The 16060-nt window shown below is 58.4% G+C and carries 18 protein-coding genes and 1 pseudogene; 2 read left to right on the forward strand and 17 right to left on the reverse strand.

What is annotated here, in order from left to right:
• Window positions 1–139: 139 nt before the first annotated feature.
• The 14 genes and pseudogenes from SRAH_RS00220 to SRAH_RS13220 all read right to left on the reverse strand — a co-directional run.
• Window positions 140–772, reverse strand: coding sequence for an IS1595 family transposase (locus SRAH_RS00220; protein ID WP_149028886.1), 633 nt, complete (start codon window positions 770–772; stop codon window positions 140–142).
• Window positions 769–1941, reverse strand: a complete 1173-nt coding sequence (locus SRAH_RS11820) for a glycosyltransferase (RefSeq protein WP_082209985.1) — start codon at window positions 1939–1941, stop codon at window positions 769–771. Before SRAH_RS11820 ends, SRAH_RS00220 begins: the two co-directional genes overlap by 4 nt.
• Complete coding sequence (locus SRAH_RS00225) at window positions 1934–3073, reverse strand: polysaccharide biosynthesis protein (RefSeq protein ID WP_149028887.1); 1140 nt, start codon at window positions 3071–3073, stop codon at window positions 1934–1936. The genes SRAH_RS11820 and SRAH_RS00225 overlap by 8 nt, the downstream gene beginning before the upstream one ends.
• Window positions 3074–3146: 73 nt before the next feature.
• Entirely contained in the window at window positions 3147–3797 is a 651-nt protein-coding gene (locus SRAH_RS11825; protein ID WP_149028888.1) for an acyltransferase, read from the reverse strand.
• Between the two features lie 24 nt (window positions 3798–3821).
• A complete protein-coding gene (locus SRAH_RS00230; RefSeq protein WP_029461354.1) occupies window positions 3822–4910 on the reverse strand; it encodes a DegT/DnrJ/EryC1/StrS family aminotransferase in 1089 nt (362 codons plus the stop codon).
• Entirely contained in the window at window positions 4907–5887 is a 981-nt protein-coding gene (locus SRAH_RS00235; RefSeq protein WP_045475589.1) for a dTDP-glucose 4,6-dehydratase, read from the reverse strand. Before SRAH_RS00235 ends, SRAH_RS00230 begins: the two co-directional genes overlap by 4 nt.
• On the reverse strand, window positions 5884–6840 hold the full coding sequence (locus SRAH_RS00240; protein WP_029461356.1) for a Gfo/Idh/MocA family protein: 957 nt from the start codon (window positions 6838–6840) through the stop codon (window positions 5884–5886). Before SRAH_RS00240 ends, SRAH_RS00235 begins: the two co-directional genes overlap by 4 nt.
• Before the next feature lie 4 nt (window positions 6841–6844).
• The gene (locus tag SRAH_RS11830; protein ID WP_076606940.1) at window positions 6845–7348 is read right to left on the reverse strand and encodes an acyltransferase; all 504 of its coding nucleotides are present in this window, start codon (window positions 7346–7348) and stop codon (window positions 6845–6847) included.
• Window positions 7338–8468, reverse strand: coding sequence for a DegT/DnrJ/EryC1/StrS family aminotransferase (locus SRAH_RS00245; protein ID WP_029461357.1), 1131 nt, complete (start codon window positions 8466–8468; stop codon window positions 7338–7340). Before SRAH_RS00245 ends, SRAH_RS11830 begins: the two co-directional genes overlap by 11 nt.
• Before the next feature lie 92 nt (window positions 8469–8560).
• On the reverse strand, window positions 8561–9583 hold the full coding sequence (locus SRAH_RS00250) for an ABC transporter transmembrane domain-containing protein (RefSeq protein WP_082209987.1): 1023 nt from the start codon (window positions 9581–9583) through the stop codon (window positions 8561–8563).
• Window positions 9584–9596: 13 nt separating this feature from the next.
• The gene (locus tag SRAH_RS00255) at window positions 9597–10436 is read right to left on the reverse strand and encodes a Wzz/FepE/Etk N-terminal domain-containing protein (protein ID WP_029461359.1); all 840 of its coding nucleotides are present in this window, start codon (window positions 10434–10436) and stop codon (window positions 9597–9599) included.
• A 51-nt stretch (window positions 10437–10487) separates the two neighbouring features.
• Complete coding sequence (locus tag SRAH_RS00260; protein WP_029461360.1) at window positions 10488–10922, reverse strand: type II toxin-antitoxin system VapC family toxin; 435 nt, start codon at window positions 10920–10922, stop codon at window positions 10488–10490.
• Complete coding sequence (locus tag SRAH_RS00265; protein ID WP_029461361.1) at window positions 10919–11176, reverse strand: FitA-like ribbon-helix-helix domain-containing protein; 258 nt, start codon at window positions 11174–11176, stop codon at window positions 10919–10921. The genes SRAH_RS00260 and SRAH_RS00265 overlap by 4 nt, the downstream gene beginning before the upstream one ends.
• Before the next feature lie 54 nt (window positions 11177–11230).
• Window positions 11231–11320 (reverse strand): annotated as a pseudogene (locus SRAH_RS13220) (N-acetyltransferase); the annotation flags it as partial.
• Between the two features lie 160 nt (window positions 11321–11480).
• Between SRAH_RS13220 and SRAH_RS00275 the strand changes: the two are divergent.
• On the forward strand, window positions 11481–12977 hold the full coding sequence (locus tag SRAH_RS00275) for an FAD-linked oxidase C-terminal domain-containing protein (protein WP_029461363.1): 1497 nt from the start codon (window positions 11481–11483) through the stop codon (window positions 12975–12977).
• A 42-nt stretch (window positions 12978–13019) separates the two neighbouring features.
• Here the strand turns inward: SRAH_RS00275 and SRAH_RS00280 are convergent, their stop codons facing one another.
• Both SRAH_RS00280 and SRAH_RS00285 read right to left on the reverse strand, forming a co-directional pair.
• Window positions 13020–13490: a HepT-like ribonuclease domain-containing protein gene (locus SRAH_RS00280; RefSeq protein WP_149028890.1), complete on the reverse strand. Its 471-nt coding sequence runs from the start codon at window positions 13488–13490 to the stop codon at window positions 13020–13022.
• Window positions 13487–13768 carry a nucleotidyltransferase family protein gene (locus tag SRAH_RS00285; RefSeq protein WP_029461365.1) on the reverse strand — a complete coding sequence of 94 codons (282 nt, stop codon included), beginning with the start codon at window positions 13766–13768 and terminating at the stop codon, window positions 13487–13489. The genes SRAH_RS00280 and SRAH_RS00285 overlap by 4 nt, the downstream gene beginning before the upstream one ends.
• Window positions 13769–13953: 185 nt before the next feature.
• Between SRAH_RS00285 and SRAH_RS11835 the strand changes: the two genes are divergently transcribed.
• Complete coding sequence (locus SRAH_RS11835; protein WP_171816008.1) at window positions 13954–15351, forward strand: PAS domain-containing sensor histidine kinase; 1398 nt, start codon at window positions 13954–13956, stop codon at window positions 15349–15351.
• Here SRAH_RS11835 and SRAH_RS00295 read toward each other — a convergent pair.
• The gene (locus SRAH_RS00295) at window positions 15306–16058 is read right to left on the reverse strand and encodes a YggS family pyridoxal phosphate-dependent enzyme (protein ID WP_045475592.1); all 753 of its coding nucleotides are present in this window, start codon (window positions 16056–16058) and stop codon (window positions 15306–15308) included. The two genes, SRAH_RS11835 and SRAH_RS00295, sit on opposite strands and share 46 nt — an antisense overlap.
• Window positions 16059–16060: the final 2 nt, after the last annotated feature.

Raw genomic sequence — 16060 nt, forward strand, 5'->3', positions numbered from 1 at the left:
TGGTACGCTTCGCATCCTCATCTCTTTCATCGGGCGCCTTATGATCGTCCGGGATGTGACATTTAGCTAGTAGAATTAAAAAGAAGACAATAAAATAATGCTGTGCTTTCATTATTCAGGAAACTCGGCGCTGTTCTGGTTAAATGTTGATGACTTGCTGACCGAGGGCTGAACGGAGCACGTCGAAGGTGCTCAAACCACCCCTGTTCCAGGTCATTAGCCGGTGCCAAGCGAGATAGTTCGGCAGGTTCTTGCTCGCTACGCCCCGTAGGCCGCGCTGTATCCACGTCTTGAGCTGCTCGTGGTAGTTGTTGGCGGTCTGGACGTGAAACGTCTTGTTCGTGTGGCCGTGATAGCTGGCCACGAAGTACCTCGTCTCTACCCCGAGCATCTTGTCATGCCGCAGGAAAGCTGAATGTCCGTCCGTGCAGACGACTGTCTCACCCGGCTTGATGGCGTCCTTGAGGGCCGCGGTAACTTCCGCCCCGCTGAGCTTGCCCAGCACCTTGTCCACGGTGTACGGCTGGCCTCGAACCCGCCCAACCAAGACGGTCACCCAGTCTCCCGCCTTGCGGCCGGCGCCCTTGGCGCGGTCACCTCTGTACCGAGCCGGTCGGGTGAGCTTGCGAGAGCCCTTCTGCGACTCCAGAAAGAAGGTTTCATCGACCTCCAGCATGCCTGCCACGCCCTTGGGTTGGTGTGGAACAACGCTCTGGAGGAACCGATGCCGCCACCGAAACGCCTTGTCTAGGGATTTGCAGATGTTCCCTATTTGATTGCTGGGTTAATAATAGCGCCGGATCGATAATGAGAACGATAGCAGTCAGCAAGGTTGGAAAACGCTAATTGTTTGTCATGCCGATTCCGTATAAAGTCACGCCTTATATGGCGAAAGTTCTTATCTCGATCTAATTCAGCAAAAAAACTCTCTAGACATTCAGCAATCAGGGCCGGAGTCGCATGTGCAATGTGACCCAAAGGTTGATTATCAAAAGTATCCATTGCCATGAATCGTTCTTCTTCGTTACGATATGCTATTAAAACAGGAAGCCCTGTTGCCATGGCCTCAAGTACCACCGTACCTATGTTGGGTGAGCGGGAGGTCTGCAAGAGTGCGTCTGCCGAAGCATAGGCGGAGCGCGGGTCATTCGTATGACCCAAGAAACGTACTTGAGTCTGCCCAGGAAGATCGCGCACTAATTCTTCCAGCTTTGCTCGCTCTTGTCCGTCGCCGACTATTATTAGCACAGCACTAGGATCATTTAGATATCGAGCCGCCCGGATTGCCAACTCAACATCTTTGTCAGGATGGAGGCGGGCAACTACCAGAATTACATGAGCGGTCATGCAGATATTTAAAGCCTGCCTGCTGGCTAATTTAGATGAAGGGTCATAAATAAAACTTGATGTATCTACACCAATGGATGATATAAAAATCTTATGAAAAGGTGCGTGCCAGTACTTGTGTGCTTCATCTCTCATGAAATTAGAAAAAACAACATAACGTGTAATAAAAATTAAGGGCAAACGTGATCCAAATAAAATTCTCTCGTATAAACTGGAAATTTTTACTGCGTGCATCTTTGAGTGAAATACTGGAATGCCACAGATTTTTGCGGCGATCCATGCTGGTAATGCAGATGCAGCTAGATGAGTATGAACCACGGTAACCTGCTCACGGCGGAAATAGCTGACTAGCTCTTTGCAAGTGCTCCGCAGATTTCTTATATATTTTAGTAGTGATTTATTAGCCCCAGGGTGCAACTCAAGGGTTTCAACATGGACACCGGGGGCAACCTTATCTCGCAGCGTCTGCGGTTCGCCTGCGATAATGCTGGCACGCATACCGTTTGAGTTGAGGAAGTTTGACAGATTTACGACGTAATGTTCTGCGCCGCCAGTGCTCAAGGTGTTTATTACATGGCAGACATGGTTATTCATGGGCTCGCCTCAAAATTATGATCCCCAGCATTGATGATAAAAAAGCGGAGGCACCAACCGATAGCGCTGCACCAACCAAACCGAAGTTATGGACCAGCATCGCGATCAGCAATAGACCGGCCGCAGCGCTGATCGCAGAGAGCATCAGCATCTCGCGGTCGCGTTTCAGTAGCACGAGCTGGTTCGATAGGATCGATTGAATCATCAACAACGGAGTAGACAGACAAAGTAGCCACGCCACCATGCGTAGCTCAGCGGACGAGCCGAGCGGTTGCAGGAAAAGGAAATCCATCGCCACGCCTCCTGCTGCACCCAGGGCCAGCCCGCCGGGTATGGCCCCGGCAAGCCAGCGCCAAGGTACGCCAGTCAGAATCTGTGCTCCTAATTTATTTCGGTTGCGTGACCAGAAGAAGACGCCGGCTACCACCGTCGCCGCCACCGCAAGCACAGAAAACAGGTTCTGCACCAGGGCAAATTGACCTGCAGCTTCATGTCCGTAAAAAAAACCGATGATCAATGGGTGCAGCCGACTCGCAGCCAGGAAAAGCGCGGTAGCCAAGAAGAACTTGCCGAAATCAGAAATTTGCGCGCGGCCTTCCGCTTCCAAGCCCGAGATCGGTAAAAGCAGGTGGCGTGAGCTTGCCAATGCTACTAGAATCCCTAGCGTGCTGCCAATCAGGTAAAACGTAGCTATCCATTCCAGTTTAGCGCCGCTCGCGGTGAGTACACCGATCCCGGTGATACTGCATATCAGCACGAAAACTATCAATCTCAGGAAGAAGTAGTCACGCGCGCCACACAGGTACTGCACGCTTGTGGCAGGGCCATCCACTGCGGTTTCAAGATAGCGCCCCACGAAGAGCAGCGCAATGAGTGCGATCATGCCCGGCTGCGTTTCGGTTGTATGCAGCACGCCCATTACCAAAAGTGCCCCGATACTGATGACCGCCACGCGTAAGCCGAGTGCTACTGCCACCACGGCACCCGGCGACTCTGCACCCGGCATCCGGCGCCGCAGCGACAGCAGGTTGGGACCACAGACCAATGCCGTGACTATCGCCACGTAGACATAGGCCATGCTGAAGAAGCCAGCAGACTCAAGCCCTAGACCATAGCCAATCATCAGCGTCATCAGAAAGACGACTCCGTAGGGTAGCAAGTCACCTGCGAACACTAGTGCGTGCTCGCGCAACCAACGTGCTTCGTTACTGCTGCTGGATGTCAAGACTCTGACCTGAGCAATTTAAGATGGCTGCCCGGACCATACGATCAATGACATCTTCCGATAGAGATTTGATGACTTTTGCGGGACTACCTGACACAACTGAGTACGAAGGAATATCTGTGGTTACAACACTCATTGGCTGAATCAGACACCGATCACCAATAGTAACCCCAGAATAGATTACTGCAGGGCCGCCAATAAAACAACCACGCCCGATATGGGTGGGTTTACGTTGGATCAGGGGGCTGCCCGATTTGTTCTTCATTGCAAGGTTTGCGAGGTGACTGGAATGCGACCAGACCATAACACCTAACCCAATGCTGGTGTGATCACCGATTTCCAATCCGCCAGAAGCATCCAAGACGGCTCCTTCGCCAATCCAAACATACTTGCCGCAAACCAGCTTATCCCTTGCAATAACTTTTGCTGATTCTCTTATCCGACAACCCTCTGGAAGACCTAGAAAGTTTGCTCTTTCATCGTCAGTCATGACTTGACTCACTAATCTTTCCACTATCGCTGATCTCAGCCGGGTGTTGCGTTCCGTGTCACATAGAGAAAAATCTTTGCTTTCCCATACCTCTTTAATAGCCTTTATTATCTCGTCTTTTATCTCATTTTGTCCGCGCATTAATCACTCTCCTTTGTCAGGTTGTCAAAAGTTTGATTTCTGAAGAATGGAATCACATACGAACTGAATATCTACACCTTCATAACAGGGCAGCGTGATCGTTGTCCTCTGCAAATGCTCTGAATTGGGTTGTACGTTGTCATACCGCGCGCGAAAATAGGTCGTTGCGCTCATGCAGTAGGTACCGATGGTGGATTCGATGCCGTCCTCACGTAGTTGAGCGATCAGTTGATCCCGATCCACACGTTCCGGTACGCGAAACACCAGAGATTGCACGTTGAAGACGACGTCGGCACCGATCTGCTGCGGAACGAAGCCAGCCGGGGCAAGGCGCTCAATGTAGGCTTTGCGGACTTGGTTGCGCTCCGCCACGATGGCGTCTAGCTTGCGTAGCTGCACGCGACCCATGATGGCTTGTGGCTCTGAAAGTCGGAAGTTGTAGCCGAAATCAACAAAATCCAACCCGTAGCCCAGCATTCCTTGTGCGCCATGGCTAAGCTTGCGGTTGAACCACTCCACCCAATCGGGGTTGTGTATGGTGATGGCACCGCCTTCGCCCGTTGTCAACAACTTGCGCGGATGGAAGCTGAAGCAGGTCATGTCGGCTATCACACCGCAGCGCTTGCCACCTTCCGAACTCCCGATTGCACAGGCTGCGTCCTCAATCAACGGAAGTCTGCGGGCGCGGCAAATTTCTGCAATGAGACCCATGCCTGTCGGGTTTCCGAAGACATCGACCGCTATCACGGCGCGAGTGCGTGGGCTGATCGCAGCTTCAAGCGCCTCTGGCAGCATGTTGTAAGTGTCCAGTGACACGTCTGCAAACACAGGGCGCGCACCTAGATCCTCGACAACGTTCGCAGTCGCTGGAAAGGAAAAATCGGACACGACCACCTCGTCCCCCGGCCCGATGTTCAGGCGCTTCAGGCATAGCCAAAGCGCAGTGGTAGCGGAGGTGGCAAGGAAGGCATGCGGCGCGCCGGTATAGGCAGCAATGTCGGCGCGGAAGGCCTCGACGTTTACGCCACGGGTGAAGATGCCGCTATCGAACATGCGGCGCATATCCGCCTCGACTTCATCGAAGCTGATATAGGGACGAATCAAGCGGATCATTGGCTGAGTCCCCTCAGTCGCTCACGGTACCAGCCCAGTGTCAGCGCGAGACCCTCATGGAAAGGCGTTAGTTGATAGTCGATCAGAGTTTTCACCTTTTGATTGCTGGCGTTGTGGCACAGGACGTCCGACTTGCGGGCCGCCTTGCGCTCAATGTTCCCTGCATACCCGAAGTAGGTGCAGATACGCGGAATCAGTTCGTTGATGGTGATCTGGTTGTCGGTGGAGATATTCACCGTCTCGCCGCTTGGCTGCACTTCGTAGAGCTTGATTACAGCATCAACGGTGTCGTGAACGTAGATGAAGTCTCTGCTCTGGGTCCCGTCACCGTGGATCTCGGGGGTGCCGCCCGCAAGCAAACGTACAGCAGTGATGGGGATGACCCCGGCCAGCATCCCCTTGTGGTTCTGCCGTGGGCCGTAGTTGTTGAAGGGCCGAACGATGAATGCGTCCACATCAAACATGCGCACATAGCTTTCTACGGCCATATCGGCGGCCGCCTTGCCCGCCGCATAGGTGGTGGTGGGGTTGCGCGGATGGGCTTCGTCCATCGGCTCGTAGACAGCAGAACCATAAACCTCTGAGGTAGAAAAATGACAGAGGGTCTTGAACAGGCCTCGACGCATCAGCTCCAGGAGATTTAACACCACTTTAACATTAGTATCAAAAGCGTTGGCCGGGTTGAGGAAAGAGTAATTCAGCGCCTTGGTCGCGCAGTTGAATACCACGTCGATGGTGTGGTTGGCAAAGATGTACTCTAGGCTGGTGCTTAGCTCGGCATCATCGCGATAGAAAGTCGCCTTGCCCGTCGCAATGGCTTCGACAAGGTTTTCCTCCGAGCCTACGAAGAGGTTATCGACTACCACCACGTGTGCAGCTCCAACCTTGATCAGCCGATCCACCAAGTGGCTGCCTATGAAGCCGGCCCCACCGGTTACTAGAACTGTTTTGTTTGCCAAACCATCTCTAATGTTCATGACTGAACCGCCGCCTGAATTTGTGCACAGATCCGCATTGCTTCCACTCCAGCCATAACGCCAGGTACCTGAACGCTCCCCGGGTGGCGACAGCTCCCCATGAACGCCTGCAATTCGGTCAGGAGGGCTTCCTGAGGCGCGACAGCGACGGTCTCTTGGATGGCCGAGATGGCATAAGGCAGGCTCCCACCCTCGCGCACTACGGACTGCCGACTGATTAGAATTTCCTTACGCAGTAGGTCGCAGTCGACAAACATGTCGATACAAGTGCCTACAATTTGGCGGATCTTTTTGTCAGTCACCCGGCTTGCTTGGATGCGCGAAAACTGGCCGTTCTCGTGGGTAATCAGTGCAGAGGCAAAGTCGATCATGCTGCCGTGCGCGAAACCATGCGCTGCTACTGTCTTGGCCGGGCCGTTAAGGTAGAGCGCAAGATCGATGTCGTGAATCATCAGGTCGGTGACCACGTCCACGTCGGTGATGCGCGAGCTCACCTTGTTCGTGCGGGTGAAATCCAGGCTGATCACACGTTCAGTGCGGTCAAGCACAGTCTTTAGCGACTGGACCGCCGGATTGAAGCGTTCAATGAAGCCGACCTGTATGTTCAGGCTCTCTTTCTTCGCAAACGATGCGATGTCGATCGACTCCGCCAGCGTGTCAGCCAGTGGCTTTTCGACAAAGATGTTCTTCACGTGCGCGGCGGCCAAGCGGATGTAGTCAGCATGGGTCACGGTCGGTGTGCAGATGACGACAGCATCCACACCAGCCAGCAGCGGCGTTGGGTCTACAACGCCTAGTAAGCCGTTTGCCTCGCCCGTGCTTGCCGCTAACTGAGCATTGGCGTCGGCGACGAAAACGAGCTCAACACCTTTGAGCATGGAAAGGACGCGCAGATGGTTGCGCCCCATGTTGCCAAGGCCGATCAGGCCTACTTTGAGGATTTGTTCACGCATAACGTTATATGTCTCTGGAAACGCGGTTGCCATCTTTGTCGATGAGGGCGACCGCGCGGGCGGGGTTTCCCATGACCAAGGTGTAGGGCGGAACGTCTTTGGTTACCACGCTGCCTGCGGCGACCATTGCGTATTCGCCTATTGAGATGCCGCATACTATAGTCGCGTTGGCACCTATGCTGGCACCGTTCGCGATATAAGTAGGTATGGACTTCCAATCGCTGTTAAATGCACGAGGCACCCTATCGTTTGTGAAACTAACATTAGGGCCAACAAAAACATCGTCTCCAATCTCTACACCATTGTAGACAGAAACACTGTTTTGAATCTTACAGCGGCACCCTATCTTTACCAAACGATCAACGTAAACATCCTTGGAAAGAATGCAGTACTCACCGATATCTGTGTTCTCGCGTATCTGAACATTGATCCAAATCTTAGTTCCCGCGCCAATGCGTGCTTTGTCAGAGACGTTTGCACTCGGATGAATAAAAACTTCAGCGGACATGTGCAACTTCCTTGCAGGCACTGACCACATCAACAACCCGCCTTAACTCGGCTTCGGTCATGTAGGGGAATAGCGGCAAGTTTAGAACCGAGGCGCACAACTGGTCGCCCGCTTGGCCGCCGAAATGGCCTTTAAGGTAGGCGACTGCGCCAGGTTGCTTGGACATGACGCTAGGGTAGATGTTGCCGAAGCCGATGCCCTCAGTCTTGAGGCAAGTTTCCATCGCCGCTTTACGTGTGGGATCAGGCACAAGACAGACGTTGCAGTAGCCGTTTTCTTCATACCCGTCGGGCGCGCTCATCATCTGAATGCCGGTAGAAGGTAAATGCTTTTGGTAATAGGCCACAGCCTCACGGCGGGAGGCGATGCGCGCATCAATGTGATCCAAAGATAAATTCAGAAAAGCAGCCTGCAGGGAGTCCAGGCGAGAGTTCCAGCCTACATCGCCGTAGCCGTAGTGCGCAGTACGACCGTGGTTACCGAGCCGACGCAACTTCTCCGCGAGCTCCGTGTCGTCTGTAAACACCGCACCACCGTCTCCGGCACCACCCAAAACCTTAGCTGGGTAGAAAGAGGTTGTTGAAATGTGGGCACCCTTGCAGATCGGTGCGCCCTGATAGCGCGCGCCAAAAGACTGGGCGCCATCTTCGACCAAAACTACACCGTGTTTGCGGCACAAGGCGCGCAGATCCAGCAGCCTAGCGCTGCCCCAGCCATAAAGGTGCGCTACGAGTGCCGCCTTGGGTTGCAGCTTACGGATAGCTTGCTCAAATGCTTCGAAAGATACACCACCATCGCTGAGATCGGCATCGATAGTGACAGGATCGGCACCGACATTAACCACCGCCTCGAATGTTGCCCAGAACGTCACGTTTGGCACAAGTACAGCATCGCCAATACCTACTCCTGCTGCGCGCAGTGCTAATTGTAAAGCGTCGGTTCCGTTAGCGCATGCCACTGCGTGCTCTACCATAAGCAGCGAACTGAGGCGCTGCTCTAAATCAGAGACTTCTCTTCCTCCAATGAACTGAGCATCCAGGGACATTAGATGAAATTTTTCCATTAACGCCTTGTGAAAACCTGGTTCATACCGCTTTAGATCAATAAACGGAACGTTCATTTTTTAAGTTCTTTCAAACAACATGCACCAACGAACTTGGTAGGGACGAATTACTTGACAATCATCAAGTGAACATCTAAATCTACGTGTATTTAACACACACGCAATGAGTTTTTCATCAAATTTCGATCCCATAGTTCAAGATGAAGTGGATTTTGTCGGATATTCAGCAGCGGCAACATGCGCTGCGCGCCCAGTGCCAGCGCACCCAGCACCGGCAGCGCTGCGGCCACACCTTGCTCTTGCTGGGTGAGGGCATAGGCCAAGGCGGCGATGAGCAAAATGCCCAGCGTCTCCACCACAAAGCGGGGGAACTGCCCCAGAAACATATTGGTGCCTTGGGCGTGCCGCAGCGCCAGATCGGCCTTGCGGTAAATGGCGCAGAAGGCGGGCTGGGTGCCGTCGAGCAACACATCGCGGATGCCGCCCAGCCCCTCTTGCAGGCTTTTGATAAGCTGGTTCGACTCGGTGGCTATCACTGCGCTGTTGCGCTCCAGCGGCTTGCGCGTGATCCCGATGACCAACAAGTAAATGAGCCCAAAGCCCAGCATGGCCGCCAGCGCCACCGTGGTGTGAATGCTAAGCAGCAGCAGCAGGATGGCCACCAGCATTAAGCTGGCGCTGATAAGCCTGAGCGCCGGGTCGATGATTTGAAAAATGACCGTGTTCGACTTGGTCGAAATGCCCGTGATGACTTCGCTGCTGTTGCGCCCGGCGTGTACGCTGTAGGGCTGGTACAGTGTGCGGCGGTAGATGTCGATGCTGATGTCGGCCCCGGCAGCGAACGAGAGCCGGGTGCTAACCCACAGCAGGCACAGCCGGATGACACCCGCCAGCAGCACCGCAGCACCAAACGCCAAGGTGATGGGAAGCAGCAGCTCGGAAGGCTGCGTGAGGCCCAAGGCATCGATAAAGGGGCTGGCGGCTTCGAGCTGAAACACGCGCTCGGGCGCGATCATGATGCTCAAAAACGGCAACACCGCCGCAATGCTCACCACCTCGGCAAAGGCAGCCAGCACCATGAGCACCAACAGCAGCGCAAACTGGCGCCGCCGCCTTGGGGCAAGCACGCGCCAGAGCGCGCGCAATGAGGCCAATTGACCGGGAACTAGCATGAAAACCAGGGGTTCAGGCCTTGGGTTTGCTGGCCTTGGCCTTGGCCACAAACTCCAGCCCAAAGGCAAGCATGACGCCGCCCATTAGCCCCAACAGAGCCGCTATGGCCAGCACCAGTGCCTTTTTGGGCTCAGAGGGTTGAGTGGGGGCCACAATTTCGCCCAAGAGCACAGTGGGGCGGCTTTGCAGCGGCCCTAGCTGCTGCGACAGGCGCAGGCGTTCGGCATCGAGCTCGTTGATGGTGTTGCTCAGTGGGCCGCGCTCCATCATCACCAGCGAAGCCTGCACCGGGTTGCGCTCCTTGAGCTGCTCGATGAGCTGGGTGATCTCGTCGTACTGCTTTTGCAGCGCACTGCGCCTCTCTTCGAGGGTGCGGAGGCGCTCGTTGATCAGGGTAAGGTTGGCTTGAAAGTTTGTGGCGTGTGTGCGCTGGACCTCGGCCACCACCTCTTGCAGAAATTGAGCGGCTTGCTCGGGCGTATCGGCCTCGGCGGTAAGCTGCAGCGTGGTGGTAGAACCCCTTTCCACCGCTGCCTGGGTGATGAACGGCCGTGGCCGGTTGACCCCTTGAGAGATATTTTCGCCATGCGCCGCCATGACTCGGCTCGTCAGCTCATTGATATTTTCAAGCAGAACAGGTTGCCCGGGATTAACACTAAACTGCCCTACCCGCAGCAAGGTGCTGGCTTGATAAACCGGCGCCTTGATGAAAGCGTAGGCGGCGCCAACGCCCACACAGACCGCAAAACTGATGAATATCAGCCACTTACGGCCAGCCAAAATTTCCCACAGTTCGAGCAGGCTGATTTCGTCGTCGTCATGGGTTGGGTGGCTGGCTGGCTGAGATTGCATGGAAAGGTGTAGATTGTTTGATGGGCGTGGCGTAATGGCCGCTTCTAGGGCTCAATGCGGTTGCCAGGGGTTGACGAGTGACAAGCCCTCGATGCCTGCAAAATCTTTCGTGTTACGGGTCACCAGGCAAAGCCCTTGTGCCAGCGCGATGGCAGCGATCTGGGCATCAGCCGTGTCGATGGGACGCCCATCGCGCTGCCTTTGTGACCTGACCAAAGCATAAGATCCAGCGGCAAAACGGTCGAAGTTGAGGCAACGCCCGTCAAAGTCTTCCTCAAAAAGGGCATCAGCCGCTGCTGCCAGTGCGCTCCGACGTTTGCCATCTGGCAAAAAGGCGATGCCAGCCAGTATCTCGGCCTGAGTGATCACGCTGGTGTTCAGTTGATCTGCACTTTGGCCAGCAAACCAGCCCAGCACTTCTGGGGCAGGCGTGGTGCGCATGAGCTCCGACAAGACGTTGGTGTCCAGCAAAAACCCCGCACTCATGAGGGATCGAAATCGGGCACAGGCCTGGCGGGCTGGCGAGAGGGCAAGACAATATGTTCTGCCTCAAGGCCCTTGAAGCGCTGGTGGATGCGCGTCGCAAAATCTAGGCCACTGGTGGAGGTGGATTCCCCTGCCAGCGTGCGCTGAAGAATGTTGCGAACCTCTTGTTCCATGGACAGACCGTGCCTGGCTGCACGAAGACGCAGACGGGCTTTGAGCTCGACGTCAAGGTTGCGGATGGTGATGCTGCTCATAAATCAGCCCTTACGAATGCCTTCAATGATTGCATTGTAATCACTGTAGCGCCCCTCGCCCTGCAGCGACAGCGGAATCTGCTCGCCAAATTCGCTCATCCAACCCACCTGCCGCGCAGGCACACCCACCATGAGGGCGTAGGGCTTGATTTTTTGATGTGCGCGGCCGTTTGGGCACTGTTCAGGCACGCTACCGCCGTGCCGTGTCACGATCGGCAAGCGCGTTTGGTGGGATATGCAGGTGTTGCATGGATTGTGCCACAGGGCAGGTGGGCGCCCTGCCCATGCCCTACACTGCTGCACCATGAACACCGCCCCTGCCCCGATCAGCCCCAGCGCACGCGCCCAGCGCCAAGCCGAGGTGGTGCGCGCGCTGGCCGCCGTGCTGCCCAGCCACGCCCTGCTGCACACGCCCGAAGACACCACGCCCTACGAATGCGATGGCCTGACCGCCTACCGCGAGCGCGCGCTGGCGGTGGCGCTGCCCGAAACCTACGAGCAGGTGCAGGCGGTGCTGCGCACCTGCCATTTGCTTGAGGTGCCGGTGGTGGCGCGTGGGGCCGGCACGGGCCTGTCGGGCGGTGCCATGCCGCACGCCTTGGGCGTGACGCTAAGCTTGGCCAAATTTAACCGCATTCTGCGCATCGACCCGCTGGCCCAGACCGCCGTGGTGCAGGCCGGGGTGCGCAACCTAGCGGTGAGCGAGGCCGCCGCCGCCCACGGCCTGTATTACGCGCCCGACCCGAGCAGCCAGATTGCCTGCACCATCGGCGGCAACGTGGCCGAAAACTCGGGCGGCGTACACTGCCTGAAATACGGCCTGACGCTGCACAACGTGTTGCAAGTGGATGGCTTTACCATGGCCGGTGAGCCGCTGCGCCTGGGCGGCACCGCCTTCGACAGCCCGGGGCTGGACCTGCTGGCGCTGCTGGTGGGCAGCGAGGGCATGCTGGCGGTGGTGAGCGAGATCACCCTGCGCTTAACGCCGCGCCCGCAACTGGCGCGCTGCATCATGGCCAGCTTCGACGACGTGCGCCAGGCCGGCGCTGCGGTGGCGGGCGTGATTGCGGCGGGCATTATTCCGGCCGGGCTGGAGATGATGGACAAGCCCATGACCGCCGCCGTGGAAGATTTTGTGCACGCGGGCTACGACCTTGAGGCCGCCGCCATTTTGCTGTGCGAGAGCGACGGCACTCCCGAAGAGGTGGAAGAAGAGATAGGCCGCATGAGCGCGGTGCTGCGCGACTGTGGCGCGCGCGCCATTGCCGTGAGCCAGAGCGAGGCCGAGCGGCTGCGCTTTTGGAGCGGGCGCAAAAACGCCTTTCCGGCCTCGGGCCGCATCAGCCCCGACTACATGTGCATGGACAGCACCATTCCGCGCAAGCGCCTGGCCGACATCCTGCTGGCGATCCAGGCCATGGAGCAAAAATACGGCCTGCGCTGCGCCAATGTGTTCCACGCCGGCGACGGCAACCTGCACCCCCTGATTTTGTTCGACGCCAGCGACCCGGACCAACTGCGCCGCTGCGAGCTGTTCGGAGCCGACATTCTGGAAACCAGCGTGGCCATGGGCGGCACCATCACCGGCGAGCACGGCGTGGGGGTGGAAAAGCTGAACTCGATGTGCGTGCAGTTCAGCCCCGAGGAGCGCGAGCAGATGTTTGGCGTCAAGCGCGCCTTCGACCCCAAAGGCCTGCTCAACCCCGGCAAGGTGATCCCCACCCTGCACCGCTGCGCCGAGTACGGCAAGATGCTGGTGCGCGGCGGCCGGCTGGCGTTTGCGGAGCTGGAGCGGTTTTAGGCGCGGCCGGATCGGCTACAGTGTGGCCATGATGCCCGCCGCTCAGGGCGCCTGCACACGCTTGATGAGTGACTCGCAATAGACTGCGGCCTGCTTGGCGATCTGGTCCAACTCGGGGGCAAGCATGAAGACGGCCTCATAGATTTCGGCCATTTTGTCTGCTGCGTATTCGTGCGCGATCAGATTGCGCAGTTCGCGGATGCGCACAAGCACCTCGGCACGATTGACCCAAGCGCGCTTTTCCGCACGGTATATTCGATCCAGCACACTGCCCGATGGCGTGAGCTCGATTTCATCGACCAGCCGCATCACGCGTTGTATCAGCATGTCGGCCAAACGTGCAAAGCGGCTGGCAAGGGACTCCAGCCGTTCAAGTTCCTCGGACGACATTTCATCCCGCACACGCTGGATCAGCTCCCGCGTGCGCTCCATCGAAAATCTCAGATGGGCCGATGCGGACTGCAAATTTTCACATTCTTCAAGCAGCAAAAGAATTTTGTCGGGGTGGGTCACAGCCGCACCCCTTCTCTGGCTGCAATGCGTGCAAAGGGCTTGGAAAGATCGGGGAAGACCACGAGATCGATCTGCCGCTCACCCAGTTTCCGGTGCAGGTCGGCAAGAATATCGAGCCGCTCCCACAAGCCTATAGCCTTGGAAAGCACCAGAATGTCAAGGTCGCCGCCACGCGCACCATCGTCAACACGAGAGCCAAACAGGTAGATGGCCGCCGACGGATCGCGTGCCGCGATGGCTCGTGTGATTTCGGTGCGTTGGTCTGGGGTGAGGCGCATGATGGGCAAGAAGCGGGGCCAGCCCAAGCTGCTGCCCGGGTGCGCGCTGCAGGGCTGGAACACCATTGTGCCATAGGGTAATTTGGCACACTATCGGCACCATCGGGGGCAGACCTCGGCTTGCCATGCGCCGCCTCCAAGCAGGCGCCTTTGGGCGCCTTGGCCGGATCGGCTACAGTCTGGCCATGATCCCCGCCGCCTTTGAGGACAAGCTGCCGCCCTCTTTTTTTACCAGCCTCTACGATGAGTTGGGGCTGGAGCGGGCGGTGGATGCGCCCCCGGCCGAACCCGCTGCGCTGCCTGGGCCGGCCGCCCCACCGCACCCGGCCACCGACCCCGGTTCCGGCGCGCACTGGCAACTGCTGGCCGAGAGCCTGCGCGATGCGGCCATTTTTTTCCTCGACGCCGAGGGCCGGGTGTGCGACTGGACGCCGAGCGCCGAGCGCTTGCTGGGCTTTGGCGCCGCGCAGATGCTGGGCCAGAGCGTGGACCGCTTCACCCCGGTGCGCCACCCGGCCAGCGCGGCAGCCAAGCCGGCAGATACGGCCACTGGCACTGCACCCGAGCCGAGCGCAGCGCCCGACCCCGGCACACCGGACCCCCTGAGCCTGGGCCTAGAGCGCGCCGCCCTGCTGGGCCAGAGCGAAACACCGGGCTGGCAGCGGCGCGCCGATGGCAGCCTGCTGTGGGCGCATACCGTGCTCACCGCCTTGTATGACCCGGACAGCGGCCAGGCGCACGGCTACGCCTGCCTGATGCGCGACACCACCGAGACCCAGCGGCTGCTGGAGCTGCTGGAGCACCTCAACACCCAGCTTGAAGCCCGGGTGCAGGAGCGCACGCGCCAGTTGCTGGAAATCAACCACGACCTTGAGGCCTTTACCGCCTCGGTCTCGCACGACCTGCGCGCGCCGCTGCGCCACATCGGCAGCTACCTGGAGCTGCTGCGCGAAGACCTTGGGCCCGAGCTGGGCCCCGAGGTGCAGCGGCACCTAGAGACCATCGGCGGTGCGGCCGAGCACATGGGCCAGCTCATCGACGGCTTGCTGGCCTTTTCGCGCCTGGGCCGGGCGGCGCTGCAGCGGCAGCCGGTGGCCATGGGCGATTTGCTGCGCTCCAGCCAAAACCGGGTCCAGCACGACCCGGCGCTGCAGCGCCCGAGCGCAAGCCTGCGCTGGCAACTGCCGCCCGAGCTGCCGCAGGTGCGGTGCGACGCGCGCCTGCTCAGCCAGGTGTGGGACAACCTGCTCTCGAACGCGCTCAAATACAGCCGGCCGCGCCCCGTGGCCGAAATCTGTGTCGGCTGGCGCCCGCAGCGCAGCCCCAATGGCACGCCCGAGACGGTGTTTTGGGTGCAAGACAACGGCGTGGGCTTTGACCCGCAGCGCGCCGAACGGCTGTTTGGCGTGTTCCAGCGCCTGCACCGGGCGCGCGACTTTGAGGGCGTGGGCATTGGGCTGGCGCTGTGCCGGCGCATTGTCGAGCGCCACGGCGGGCGCATCTGGGCCGAAGGCGCACCCGACCAAGGCAGCACCTTTTACTTTTCCTTGCCCGACACAGACGCAGCGGCACCGGCGGCGTAGGCGCGCGGCCCAAAAATCGCGCTGCCCACCCGCAGCAGCGTGCTGCCGCTGGCCAGCGCGGCCTCTAGGTCGTCGCTCATGCCCATCGACAGGGTGTCGAGCCGCTGCTCCGGCATCTGCCCCTGCAACTGCCCCTGCATCTGCACCCGCAGCGCCGCCAGTTGCCCAAACACCCGGCAGGCGGCGGCAAAGTCGGGCGCGGGCTCGGGGATGCACATCAGGCCGCGCAGTTGCAGCCGGGGCAGCGCCGCCACCTGCTGCGCCAGCGCCAGCGCCTCGGCTGCGGGCACACCGGCCTTGTTGGCCCCGCCATCCAGGTTCACCTGAATGCACACCTGCAGCGGCTTGTGCCCCGCCGGGCGCTGCTCGCTTAGGCGCTGGGCGATTTTGAGCCGGTCGATGCTGTGCACCCAATCAAAATGCTCGGCCACGGGGCGCGTTTTGTTGCACTGCAGCGGCCCGATGAAGTGCCACACCAGATCGCTGGCCCCCAAGGCGCGCAGCGAGCGGACCTTCTCCACCCCTTCTTGCACGTAGTTCTCGCCAAAATCGCGCTGGCCGGCCTGCCAGGCTTGCCAGACCGCCTCTGGGCCCCAGGTTTTGCTCACTGCCAGCAGGCGCACGCCGGCCGGGTCGCGCCCGTGTTGGACGCAGGCCCGCGCAATGCGCGCACGCACTTGCTGGAGCCGTTCGTCAATCGTTGTCATAA

Source organism: Serpentinimonas barnesii (genome assembly GCF_000696225.1).
GTDB lineage: Bacteria > Pseudomonadota > Gammaproteobacteria > Burkholderiales > Burkholderiaceae_C > Serpentinimonas > Serpentinimonas barnesii.